9 protein-coding genes and 1 other RNA gene are annotated in these 13,440 nt (G+C 32.2%); 7 read left to right on the forward strand and 3 right to left on the reverse strand.

Going from position 1 to position 13,440, the window contains the following annotated elements; all coding sequences use genetic code 11:
- Positions 1–4 precede the first annotated feature (4 nt).
- The 3 genes from ACODSI_RS01565 to ACODSI_RS01575 all read right to left on the reverse strand — a co-directional run bounded on the left by ACODSI_RS01565 (position 5) and on the right by ACODSI_RS01575 (position 7,279).
- Positions 5–2,995: a SusC/RagA family TonB-linked outer membrane protein gene (locus tag ACODSI_RS01565; RefSeq protein ID WP_488915086.1), complete on the reverse strand. Its 2,991-nt coding sequence runs from the start codon at positions 2,993–2,995 to the stop codon at positions 5–7.
- Positions 2,996–3,260: 265 nt separating this feature from the next.
- The gene (locus tag ACODSI_RS01570) at positions 3,261–6,005 is read right to left on the reverse strand and encodes a helix-turn-helix and ligand-binding sensor domain-containing protein (RefSeq protein ID WP_488915087.1); all 2,745 of its coding nucleotides are present in this window, start codon (positions 6,003–6,005) and stop codon (positions 3,261–3,263) included.
- A 71-nt stretch (positions 6,006–6,076) separates the two neighbouring features.
- Positions 6,077–7,279 (reverse strand): NAD(P)-dependent oxidoreductase, encoded by a 1,203-nt coding sequence (locus ACODSI_RS01575; RefSeq protein WP_488915088.1) that lies wholly within the window; start codon positions 7,277–7,279, stop codon positions 6,077–6,079.
- Positions 7,280–7,505: 226 nt separating this feature from the next.
- Here ACODSI_RS01575 and ACODSI_RS01580 point away from each other — a divergent pair, with 226 nt between their 5' ends.
- From ACODSI_RS01580 to ACODSI_RS01610, 7 genes are all read left to right on the forward strand, one after another.
- Complete coding sequence (locus ACODSI_RS01580; RefSeq protein ID WP_488915089.1) at positions 7,506–8,705, forward strand: serine hydrolase domain-containing protein; 1,200 nt, start codon at positions 7,506–7,508, stop codon at positions 8,703–8,705.
- A 76-nt stretch (positions 8,706–8,781) separates the two neighbouring features.
- Positions 8,782–9,180: a transfer-messenger RNA gene (ssrA, locus tag ACODSI_RS01585) on the forward strand.
- Positions 9,181–9,424: 244 nt separating this feature from the next.
- The gene (locus tag ACODSI_RS01590; protein ID WP_488915090.1) at positions 9,425–10,660 is read left to right on the forward strand and encodes a site-specific integrase; all 1,236 of its coding nucleotides are present in this window, start codon (positions 9,425–9,427) and stop codon (positions 10,658–10,660) included.
- Positions 10,661–10,843: 183 nt separating this feature from the next.
- Positions 10,844–11,395: a helix-turn-helix domain-containing protein gene (locus tag ACODSI_RS01595; RefSeq protein ID WP_488915091.1), complete on the forward strand. Its 552-nt coding sequence runs from the start codon at positions 10,844–10,846 to the stop codon at positions 11,393–11,395.
- Between the two features lie 97 nt (positions 11,396–11,492).
- The gene (locus tag ACODSI_RS01600; RefSeq protein WP_488915092.1) at positions 11,493–11,948 is read left to right on the forward strand and encodes a MauE/DoxX family redox-associated membrane protein; all 456 of its coding nucleotides are present in this window, start codon (positions 11,493–11,495) and stop codon (positions 11,946–11,948) included.
- Entirely contained in the window at positions 11,945–13,045 is a 1,101-nt protein-coding gene (locus ACODSI_RS01605; protein ID WP_488915093.1) for a tellurium resistance protein TerC, read from the forward strand. The genes ACODSI_RS01600 and ACODSI_RS01605 overlap by 4 nt, the downstream gene beginning before the upstream one ends.
- A gap of 80 nt (positions 13,046–13,125) precedes the next feature.
- Entirely contained in the window at positions 13,126–13,404 is a 279-nt protein-coding gene (locus tag ACODSI_RS01610; RefSeq protein WP_488915094.1) for a hypothetical protein, read from the forward strand.
- The last annotated feature ends 36 nt before the right edge of the window (positions 13,405–13,440 follow it).

Raw genomic sequence — 13,440 nt, forward strand, 5'->3', positions numbered from 1 at the left:
AATTTTAAAATTTTAAGTTAACACCAAATACAAATGATTTTAATGATGGATAGGCGTCTAATTCAACACCTTGGCTTCCATATGGATTTCCGTCACCATTTAATTCAGGTGTAAATCCAGAGAATTTTTTAACAATAAACGGGTTAATTGCGTTAAAGTAAATCCTAGCAGCTGTTATAACACTATTTTTTACTGGTATTTTATACCCTAAAGTAATGTTATTAACCCTCAAGAAATCACCAGATTCAAGATAATAAGTTGAAGCAACTGGAACTTGATTAAATGCTCCTGGATTTGTAGAACTAGTGTTGTTTAAGGTCCAGAAATTGGTAGCAACACCATCTTCAATATTTTCACCTGAAAAACGTTGCGCTTTTTTTCCGTTATAAACTTTACTTCCAATAGTTCCGTAAGTATCAACCGATAAATCAAAATTTTGATAATTAACTCCCAATGAAATTCCATAAGTTGAGTTTGGTAAAATAGAACCAACATATTTTCTATCTGCTTCTACTAAAGAACCCTGAGTAGCAGTTGTACCATCAGCTTTGTAATACAACATAGCGCCTGTTGCGCTATCTACACCAGCATATTCATACAAGTAAAAACTTCCTAAAGGTTGACCAATTGAACTATTGTCTAACAATTTTGTGTATTGACCATTACCTAAACCACCACCTTGCAATGGAGCTAAGGTTCCGTTTTTCAAACTCTCTAATCTATTTTTATTTGTTGAGAAATTTCCACCAATAAAATAGCTTAGTTTATCAGTGATTTTATCATCCCAACGCAAAGCAATCTCGTAACCTTTGTTAGAAACCTCGCCCACATGTGCAGGAGAACTATTACTAACTCCAGAAGTGATATAAGGTCTAGTATCTAGGATTAAGTTATTGGTGTTTTTGTTATACACATCAAATGTCCCTTTAAGCTTTCTATTCAACAATTCGAAATCTAAGCCAGCAGAAGTCTCTTGAGTTACCTCCCAAGATAAACTTGGATCAACTTGTGAATTGACTGTTGTTCCCGTATATAAGATAGAGCCACCTAAATAAGTATTCAATCCAGAAGTAAAAGATTGTCTGTTTAAAGGAACATTTTGATTTCCTAATTTACCCCAGCCTCCTCTCAATTTCAATAAGTTGATTCCTTTAACATTAGCCATGAAATCTTCTTTTGAAATAATCCATCCAATACCAAACGATGGGAATGTTCCCCAGCGATAATCTTTAGCAAATTGCGAAGAGCCATCTCTTCTGATGGTACCAGTTAACAAGTATTTATTCATTAATTTGTATTGAAATCTACCAAAATATGAATTCAATCTTCTTTCGTTAGAAAGCGAGTTAGTTAAACTAGTTACATTAGAGGCATAATCAACTCCACTTAACGACCAATAATTTGAATTAGAATTCACATTTTTTAGCGAAAAGGCAGTATTATCTCTACTTCCAATCGTTGAAGCTTCTATACCCGCCATCAATTCTACATCGTGAATATTATTAAAAACTTTATTGTAAGTAAAATAGTTTGATAAATTCCAATTGAAATAATCTACTTTTCCTTTAGTCAACAAATTCTGATTGGATGTTGCTGGATAATTTGCTTCTACACGTGTTGGGTCGGCTGCCAACCAAATAGCTTTGGTATCTTCGAAGTTATAGTTTTTCCATGAATAATATTCACCGTTAAATTGCGAAGTAAATTTCAAACCTTTTACAATTTCATAATCCAATTTCAAACCACCTTGCATCAAAATACTTTTTTGTTGTTCGTCAAAAAAGTTCAATTGAGCAACTGGATTTCCAACATTGTTAAAAGAAGAACCTGTAGGAGAAGCAAATCCATTATCCCCTACAAAAGAAACTCCGTATTGTCCGCTTGGAAAATAAACTGGCACAATTGGAGATTGTTTGTAAGCATTTGTAAAAGCAGAGAATGGTTTTGGAGTTGAATGAGTATATCCTAAACTAAAATTTTGATTTATTTTTAATTTTTTTGATATTGTATATTCATTGTTATTTCTAAAAGTCAAACGACTGTAATCCAATCCTTTTAATACCGCTTTTTCATCATAATATCCTAAACTAAAGAAGTATTTTACACTTTCTGAAGCTCCAGAAATTGAGATATTGTTTTGAGAATAATTCCCTGTTCTGGTAATTTCTTTAAACCAATCTGTGTTAATAGGTTGATCTTGAGAAAAAGTAGTTGAAGATAAAGCAGCATTAGTATAATAAGAATACTTGTTACTACCTGCCATTTTCACCACACTTAATGGAGATCTGAACCCCATAAACGATTCATATTCTACATTCAATTTGTTTCCTTTTCCTTTTTTGGTTGTAATAATAATTACACCATTAGCCGCTCTATTACCATAGATTGCTAAAGAAGAAGCATCTTTTAAAATTTCATAAGAGGTAATATCATTTGCATTGATGTTATTTATGTTTTCGGTTGGCATACCATCAACAACAAATAAAGGGCTTCTTCCTCCTAACGCTGTACCTAAACCTCTGATAACAACTGTTGGAGTGCTTCCTGGTGAATCAGACGAAACCACCTGAACTCCAGCCGCTTTACCTTGAATAGCTTGTGATGCGTTTAGAACTTTGGTTTTAGTAACATCATCTGCATTTAAAGAAGTAATAGATGTGGTATTATCTATTTTTTTTCTAGTTCCGTAACCAATAACCACTACTTCGGTAAGTGTATTGGACTCTTCGGTTAACACGATGTTCATTGTTGAACTCGCTTTTACAATCTTAGTTGCAAATCCTATCATTGATACCTTTAGGTCATCACCAGGATTGGCTTTTAATTTAAACGCACCATCAATGTCTGTAACTGAACTTGTGCTTAAGGTGGTGTTAACAATGTTAGCTCCAATGAGAGCCGCACCTTTTTCATCAACAACTTTCCCACTTATGGATTGGGAAAAAATGAGTGTTGGAAAAAATAGAAGTAATAAAACTACAACGATATTTTTCATAAGTTTTGTTTGGATAAGTTAATATTGAAACAAATGTACCAATTACAACGTTATAGTGATTACATTTAATCTACTACAAAACCACATCAAATTTTATTTTTATTTTTATAAAAATTTGATTTTCAAGTTTTTAAAATGTTAATTAAATCAAAAAAACCTATCAACATAAAAGACCAATGATGTAGTAGTGATGAAGCTTAAAAAAATAGTATTTTATGAAAATTTGAATCGTAAAAAAATGAATTTTTAAAAAAGAACAACCTTATTATATGTTATTCATAAAATTGGAAAGATTAGTTTCTTGATTAATTTCCAGTTTCTTACGTAATCGGTAGCAATGTAATTCGACACCACGGAAAGAAATATTCATTAACGGAGCTATTTCTTTAGACGATAAGCTCATTTTTAGGTAAATGCATAGTTTGATATCCTTTGAAGATAGTTTAGGATATTTTGAGGAAAGTCTTTTTATAAAATCTTCATGGCTTTTAAATAAATTATTTTCAAAAGTTTCCCACTCTTTTTTATTGATAGAATTAAGCTTTATGGTTTTCTTAATGTTGCTTTTCAAATTAGCTATATCATTTTCTTTTTCTAATAATTTTTGGATACTTTCTATCATTTCAGATTGTTTGGCAATTGACAACGATTTTCCAGCAACTTCAGAAGCCTTTGTTTGAACTTGAATTTCTAAAATATGCTTCTCATATTCTTGAATTTTTAATTTGTTTTCGGCATCCAATTCAAGTTGAAGAATCGCTTTTTGATGTTTTAATTCTTCATCTTTCAATTTTAGTTTTTCTGTATACCGAATTTTATTCCACCGGTAATACAAAAAGAAAATTCCAGAAATCAAAACAATATAAAGAAAAATTACTCCAATTGAAAAATACCAAGGCCGCGCTACATAAAAACTATAATTAGCTATTTCCGTAAACTCATTACCATTATGAAAGTATACTTTTATTTCTTGATCACCACTATTTAAGTTATTAAGTACAATATTGCCTTTATTTATAGTGATAAAATCACTACTTCTATTCAATTTATAAAAAAGATTGGGCCTATTAAATCCGTAATAAGGAGCGATAACATTTAATTCAATAGATTGATTGTGTTTTATATTAGAATCTTTATTAATGACATTTCCTTCATAAAAGCCTTCTATAATTATATTTTGCTTTTTTACATTGGATTCTTTCTGAATAAAAGTTAAAAATCCGTCATCTAAATTGATTATTAGCTTATCATCTTGTTTAAAGACTTTGGTATCTTGGTTGATAACTTTTCCTCGATAATATTTTTCAGGAATTAAATCCCATACAAATCTATTATCTATCTGACTTACAACATAAAACAAACCTTCCTTTAAGATTAAAAAACTATTCTCATCAACAGGTATAACCTCTGTTATATTTTTGAACGATTTATTAAAAATTGGATTGATCTCTAACTTATTTGAAATTGCATTAAAATTGTACCAATTATTGTGAATGAAAAACAAAATTTCATTTTTAAAACTAAACAATTTAACGTCATAATCATTTAGTATTCCATTGCTTTTGGTAACATTTTCAATACTTAAAACATCATAATTAGGAGTAAATTTTATTCGGTATAAACTCTTGTAATTATCAACAGCCCATAATTCGTCTTTTCTATTCTGTGCAATGTTTTTAATGGGTTTGGTAAATCCTTTAATGTATTTATAATCCTTAAAATTGGAGCCTTTATACATCACTATTCCAGAATAGTTTGCCTGAAAATAAATATCACCAAAGTTACTTTTCAATAATTTCCAACCACCACAAACGGGATTCACTTTAAACAATTTCAAATTGTCTAGTAAAAAAGTACCGTCATTATGACCAATCAAAAATTTTGATTCAATTGGACTAATGTCCCAAACATGACCTTGCGTACCTTGAATTAAATCTAATTTTTTATTCTTATAGTTGAAAACACCATGATTAGAACCCAATAAAAAGCCATCTCCAGAAGGCGCTACAGTATAAACAGAACCCAGAACACCAGTATTATCGGAAAAAATTGAGTAGGGTGAATTGATTTCAATATGGGAAATACCATTGTCTAATCCGAGCCATAAATCATTTTCTTTATCAAAACCGATAGACAAAACCGAATTGTTCAACAAGGAATTATTTCGATTTACATTCACAAACGAATTATCATTTAAATTAATTATATAAAGACCTCTTGATGCAGTTCCTATTGCCAATTTTTCATCATTTATGAACCGAGCAGCAATAATTAATTCGGACTTAAAATGATCATTCAAAGAATTGTTCCAAGATGATAAAATACCATTATTATCTACAAAAACTCCATTTTTCTTTGTAAAAATATAGGTCTTCCCTTTATTTATATCTATCGAATGTATAATGTTATTTTCTAATAAATTCCAATTTTCAATTTTATAAAACTTATTTTTTTCAAATAAATAAACCCCTTTATTAACCGATGCAACATACAATTTATCACCAATTGGAAAACAATAGGAAATTAAAAATGGAATTCTAATCTTTTGGATTTTATTTTGGTTGTAGATAAAAAGTTCGTTGAAAGATTGAAAATAAATTTTACCATTAAACTTAAAAATCTTCCAAATTTCTTCGTTTATTGATTCGCCTACAAATAGATTTTTCCCTTTTGATATAGAAAAATAAACCATCTTACCTTCTATTCTTTTCCAATAACCAAATTCGTTATAGGAACCCGAATATACTCTGTCTTCATCAGCATAAACAGAGCGTATTATTGTTTTATTGGGAAGTAAATATTTTTCCCATTTTACGCCATTATACCGTAAAAAATTGTGATTATTTGCAAAATAGATGGCATTGTCTTTTCCCTGGCAATTACTCCAGACTTGATTATCTCCTGTATAATCCGATTTGGTAAAATTTTCTACAAATGGAAGCAATTCTTGAGCATTAACGCCAAGTCTTAAAAACAAAAATAGAATTATATGGAAGATTCTTTTTTTCACGATTTTATTTTAAACCATCCCAAATATATAGCTTTTTCAAAAAAAAATCCCGATTCTCATCGGGACATGCATTATTTTCCGTCTACATAATCTTGTAGGTATTTGAATCGCTCAGTGAGTTTCCCATTTTCGGTCATTTTGGCTCGTTGTAAAATGCCGTCTTTATCTCCATTAAAAAAAGCTGGAATCACATGTTCCATAAACATTTCACCAAAACCTTCGCTGGCATCTTTTGGGAGTTCACAAGGTAAATTATCAACCGACATGACCATTATTGAACCCGGATGCGTATGCGGAACTTCTTTATTTTCACTTGGTAAATAGCCAAAAAATGGATCCGCAATCGTAGAGGCTTTTAACGTACAAGCAATTGGGCCATCAACATCACAAGAAATATCTGCTACTACTTTTAGTTTGCAATCGGCTGCCTTAAGCATGTCTTGCGTTAGGATATCTGGCGCGCCATTTCCGTGAAAATGTCCTGCCATATAAATGTCGGATACTTTTGTAAAACGCTCAAAGTCGGAAGTATATTCCTGTGGATTTTTGTAAAAATCGTTGTTGTTTATTACTTTTCCATCAAATCGTTTGTTGTAATCTAAAACGTCAATTTGAGTATAAACAGGCTCACTGTACACTTTATTTAAAAAATCAATAGCGCTTACTTGTTTGATTTTCATTCCGTCCAAAATTTCTTTGGCTCCCATTCCTACTTTTCCATGACCGGTTAACACAATTTTGATATTGGGAAGGGTTTGTCTTTTCAAACGAGCAATTAAGTCGTCTTTACTTTTTAAAGTTTCTGCTTTAGGTAAATTAAACAAATCGTATTTGATACCAAAACCTCTAAAGCCATTGTAAGCCCCAACAATTCCGGCATATCTTCCAAAACCAATTAGACGTTTGTTATTGGCATCCACAATTGTTTCGTGATCGTACAATTCGATATTTTTCTCCAAAATTGCTACCAACAACTTTCTGTTGTAGGGTTGAAATTTAATCGTATGAGAAAAAAAGAAATACTTCTTATTTGGAATTAAGGCATCCACAGGCACTTCTTTTACACCAAAAAGCACATCGCAATCGGTCATATCAGTAGCAACTGCTATTCCTAGATTACTGTATTCTTCATCCGTGAAAATTCTAATGTCTGACGATTCTACTTTTACTTTTGCCTCTGGGTGTTCTGTTTGTAAGCGAACCAATTCTTTCGGTGTGAAAACTACTCTTCTATCAGGTGGATTTTTACGCTCTTTAATTATTCCAAATTTCATTTTTGGTGTACTTGTTTGTTTGTGGCGCAAAAATACCATTAACGAAATCGTTTTCAAAACTTTTTTCAAAATAAAAAAAAGTGTCTTTTATTATTCTAATTACTGATGCACAAGCCATTGAAATAGCAGGGTTGCTAAATTGTGAAAAACATGTTGATACCTTTATAAAAAACACCTATTTAGACACACTCGTTTACTTATATTTGCTTTCCAATTTTTGAATTTAATGAAACTAAAACCAACCTTATATACCCTTTTTCTGATTAGTTTGTGCAGTTGCTTTTTTGTGGGATGTACCAAGGAAAAGAAAACCATTGCAGAAGTGGTTAAGATTAATAAAAACGGACTACCAATTCTACAGCCTTTGCAAGAAGAAATGCCAAAACTAACAGTGGGCTACATCAATGAAAAGCATCGTAAAATAGAGGAATTTTTTAATAAAGTATGGACAAAAAATGATAATGTAAGTTTTTTAGTCGCTCAAAACGGTCAAATCATTTATGAAAATTATGTAGGTTTTGCCAATAAAAATAAAGGAGTAGACATTACCAAAGATACGCCTTTGCATATCGCCTCTGTAAGCAAAGTACTTACTGCAACAGCTGTTTTAATGTTGGTTGATGCAGGCAAAATAAAATTAGAGCAAAAAGTGACCGAATTTTTACCCGACTTTCCTTATCCCGAAGTTACGGTACAAATGCTTTTGAATCATAGAAGCGGTATGAAAAACTATGCCTATTTTACTTACAATACAGGCGTTTGGGATACCAAAAAAGAACTAACCAACGCCGATATTGTTACAATAATGAAAGAACATCAAGTTCCATTAGAATCAAAAACCGACACACGCTTTGGCTATTGCAACACCAACTATGCAATGTTAGCTTTAATTATTGAAAAAGTAACCCATTTGAAATATCCTGAAGCGATGCAAGAGATGATATTTAAACCTTTGGGAATGACGCATACTTTTGTGTATGAAACTGAAAAACATAAAGGAAAAGTTTCCTTATCTTACAAAGGCAATATGGATTTGGCCGTTGAATATTTGGATGGTGTTTATGGCGACAAAAATATCTATTCTACACCAAGAGATTTGCTAAAATTTGATGTAGCACGCTACTCACCTTCGTTTTTAAACCCTGAATTACTCAAAAAAATGTATCAAGGTTATAGTTACGAACGTAAAGGAAAACGCAACTATGGCTTAGGTATTCGTATGTTAGAATTTGAAAAAGGAGAACCTTTTTATTACCATAATGGATGGTGGCATGGTAATACCTCTTGTTTTATTAACATGAGAAAAGAAAAAGTAACCATGTTTGTCATTTCCAATAAATATACTCACAAGACCTACCAAACTAAAAAACTAGCACCTTTGTTTGGCGATTATCCCTTCAAAACCATTGACGAAAAAGAAGAATAAAAAGTAGGTTGGATTACCACATATTTGTAAGTATATTTGCAATCTCGATTTTTGCTAAATCAGGAAAAACACCATTGGGGTCGACTGGTTTTGACAGCAAGTGGAATTGGACAGTAAGCACGTCGAGCATTGTACTTTTTGCTCGTAAATCCAAAGGTACACAACTATAAACGGCGAAGGAAACTACGCTCTTGCTGCATAATCTGAATCATAGTAAGATTGGCCACGCTCCTACCAGGTAGGAAAGCAGGATTCACCTCGAAAGCTTTGGTTTGTGGCGGTCGATACAGGTGAATCGTAAATACGAACCTAAGAACAGTGACGCTTCGGGGCTGTTACGAAAATTTTAGAAGATAAGCATTTTGTGGCTGTTTCTGGCCTTGCAAAATGACGAAAATTCAATCAGAAAATAAGCGTGTAGAAAGCTCTTTGATTGCTTGTTTGGACCCGAGTTCGATTCTCGGCGACTCCACTAAAAACAATTCAAAATCAAGTAAAAGCCTGTAAATCTTATGATTTACAGGCTTTTCCATTTTGATCTATATTCAAATTATTCATTAAATCTCAATTCATTAGTGCTAAAATCGGGTACCCAAAAATAAATAAATAGGGTACCCGAATTTTAAACTAGCCCAATGATACCAAGCAGTTCATTAAATGAACATCTTGACATTAATTGAAAAAATAAATAATTTGTATAACTTAAAAGGTCACCAAAAATGAAACACAAAATCTCCACTCTTTTTTATGCGAAAAATTCCAAAGCTTCAAAAAATGGTCTAATACCAATTTATCAAAGAATAACTATCAACGGCATTAGAATTGAATTAAGCACTTCTCGATTTGTTGAAAAAACAAAATGGAACACATCTGCTGGTAAAATTAAAGGCACTTCAGAGGAAGCTAGGACAATTAATAGTTATCTTGATATTCTTAAATCAAAAATTTACGAAACTGAAAATTGGATGGTTAACAATAATCAAGTAATTAATGCACAAACATTTAAAAACAAACTGTTGGGTATTGATGAAAATCAAAGAACATTGATTCAAATTTTTGAAGATCACAATAAAAAAATGAAAGAATTAGTGGGTAAAGAATTCTCAGTAAACACTTATAAAAAATATGAAACTACATTAAGTCATACTAAAGAGTTTTTAAAAAGCCAATATTCATTAAATGACATAGCTATAAAAAAAGTGGATATTCTTTTTTTAAACAATTTTGACTACTATTTGAGAAATACAAAAAACTGTAATAATAACTCAACTATTAAATATATCAGAAATTTTGGAAAAATCATTAAACAATCTTACGCCAATGGATGGATTGAGAGAGATCCGTTTCTAAGTTATAGAGGAAAAGTAAAAGAAGTAGAGAGAGAATTTTTAAGTCAATTTGAAATTGAAAGTTTATTAAATAAAGAACTTAGAATAAAAAGATTAGAACTTGTTCGAGATATGTTTCTATTCAGTTGTTTTACTGGACTTGCTTACATCGACGTATTTAATCTTACTAAATCAAATATTGGTATTGGTATTGATGGAGAAAAATGGATTTTTACACATAGACAAAAAACAGAAAGTGCTTCAAAAATACCAATCCTTCCTACAACACAAAGGTTAATAGATAAATACGAAAATCATAAACAATGTTTAAATGAAAACCGTTTACTTCCTATTTTGTCCAATCAAAAAATGAATGCGTATCTTAAAGAACTCGCTGATATATGTGAGATTGAAAAAGAATTGACATTTCATATTGCACGACACACATTTGCTACAACTATAACTCTTTCCAATGGAGTTCCAATAGAAACTGTAAGCAAAATGCTAGGCCATAAAAGTCTAAGAACTACACAACATTACGCCAAAGTACTTGATAGAAAAGTAAGCGATGATATGGCAATTCTAAAACAAAAATTTTCAAACCAATTTATCTCCAAAAGTTCCTAACATCATCTATACTCTGAAAAGGCATTACATCAATATGTTATGCCTTTTTATTTTAATACCTTAAAAATTAAAGTATTCAATTCCCGAATCACACACTATTCTGCTTGATTCGGGAATTCATTTTATATAGCTTTGTCCCCACTTCTCGTATTCCTTCCGATACTTTCCCACTTATATATACCAATGGACAAGCCACAAAACCATCAACAGATAAAATCCATTTACCGTATGCTGTTAGAAACCGCTAATGGCAACCTAACTTATCGGATAGACATAGAAGGACTAGATGCGCAATTTGATGAACTGGCAAACCTACTCAACCACGTAGCCGAGAAATTACAAGAAATTGGATATGTAAGCCCTTTCAAGAATAGTAAAATGGATTTAGGGGAATCGAACGATACAACGGTCATTATGGTTCAAAAGGCAATCGATTACATTCAAAATCATTTAGAAGAACCGCTACCTTCTTCCAAAAGACTTTCTAAAATGTTTGGCACTAACGAATTTACTTTAAAAGAAAACTTTCGAAAGCTACTAAAAACCAGTATTTACCAATTCTATAATGAGGAAAGACTTAAAAAGTCCCATACATTAATAGAAAAAACTACTATTCCGCTTAAAGAAATTGCATTACTAAGCGGCTTTACCAACTATACCAACTTCTACAAAGCATTCAAAAAGAAATTCAATTATGCTCCAAGCGAACTCAACCGCAAGGATAATGATCTATAACAATATTCCGTTTTTTATGTGCAAATATTCCCAAATTGAAATACCATAAAAAATTCATTTATAGAATTTTACAACATCAAACTAAAACAGTTACCACATGAAACCTACTTTAAAAACCATAAACTTTATCGTAAATACCATTTGCTGTCTGTATGCCCTACTTTTTACATATGCAGCTACAAGTAAACTATTAGACTTTACGACATTCCGAGTGCAATTGGGACAATCTCCTTTACTCAATGCCTTCGCAGATTGGATTTCAATAAGTGTTCCCGGAATCGAGATTATAATTGCTTTTGTATTGCTCATTCCAAAATACCGCCTCATAGGGCTATATGCCTCTTATCTACTCATGGCAATGTTTACCATGTACATCTACATCATACTAAATTACAGTGCTTTTGTACCCTGTTCTTGTGGTGGTATACTCCAAAAAATGACATGGAATGAGCATCTCTTTTTTAATATTGTTTTTATTCTGTTAGCAATTATAGCCATCCTAATTTGTCCTGGTAGTGCCAAGTCATGTAACACTCAAATCGAAAAATTATGAAACTAAAGTCAAAAATACTGCTCCTTTCCTCCCTAACCCTATTCGGGTGTTTGGCAATTATAGCTTTATACAATCTTTCCGAAAATATAACCCATTACCACAATAACTTCACCCGAAGATACCCACAACATGCTGCGCAGGAAATCTACAACACCGACTTAAAATTCAACTCCTACTACTTCGCCGGGCAAAACAAGGGCATCATATACCTTGGCAATTATACCGCACCTTTACAGGTTATGGCTTTAGATACAACACTACAAACAAGAAAAGTGTTTCATATTGTTTTAAACCAACAACAATTACCCATTCAATCGCCTCAAATTAGAGTATTAGAATCTAATTTTTATGTATTCGAAGGCACGGTACCATATATATACAAAGGAAGCATTAACGATTGGAAAGCAAACTTACGAGTACACAGCGGACGCTTCTTTTCGCAGTTGGAACCTATTGATTCAGTAAATCTGGCCATTCGTTACATGCAACCCAAAACAGGTCAAAGCATTATAGGCAAAATTAACCTATCAGATACCACGCAAATAAAATACAATGCCGCATTACTTCAAAAACAGTTTGATGGTATATTCGATACCGATGGTAATTTATTGGTTAATCACAAGAGCAACAAAATAATTTACACCTACTTGTACCGCAATCAATTTATAGTAGCAAAACCAAACCTCAACCTACTTTATAGAGGCAATACCATCGATACCATTAGCAAAGCACAAATCCAATTAGTACAATTGAAAGACGGCAAAGGAAAAACATTTGCAAAACCCCCATTAATCGTAAACAAAACAAGTGCAGTAGATAACGAGTTACTGTATGTTAACTCAGTACTTCCTGGTCAATTCGAGACAGAAGAGTTGTGGAAAACAGCCAGTATTATTGATGTGTACAACCTAAACGACAAATCCTACCGCTCCAGTTTTCCCATTTATAATATCGGTAACAAAAAAATGAGGAGCATGTTAGTTTCTGGCAAATTACTCTATGCACTAATCGGAGACAAAATGGTCTGCTACAAATTACAAGAACACCTCACCCAAACACGTTCCGCCAAAGAATATTCAAAAACAAAAGAAAAATGACAACATATCGGGCCCGATGTCAGGGATAAGATCGAAAACCTGTAAAATAGAGTAGATCATAACGATTAAATTTTTTGATTATGAAAACAAGTTTTTTCAAAAGACTAATGATGCCATTGGCTATCATGGTTTTAGGTATTGCTACCGCTTTTACTACTACTTCCATGAGTAGCACAAAAGCTTTAGCAAACGTACAAGGGTACAGATTTGTATCACAAGCCGACCCTTGTCACGTTGACATTATGTGTAGTAATGTCACAAGCGCAACCATTTGTACGTCAGGCAGCAATCAGCTTTGGGGTAAAGTAACTCCAAATGCAGTAACGTGTCCATTGACATTGTACAAAATTCCGAACTAACCGTTCTCGGATTGTTTTAAAAAGCAATGCAGCTCT

It is taken from the genome of Flavobacterium sp. FG139, assembly GCF_057809695.1.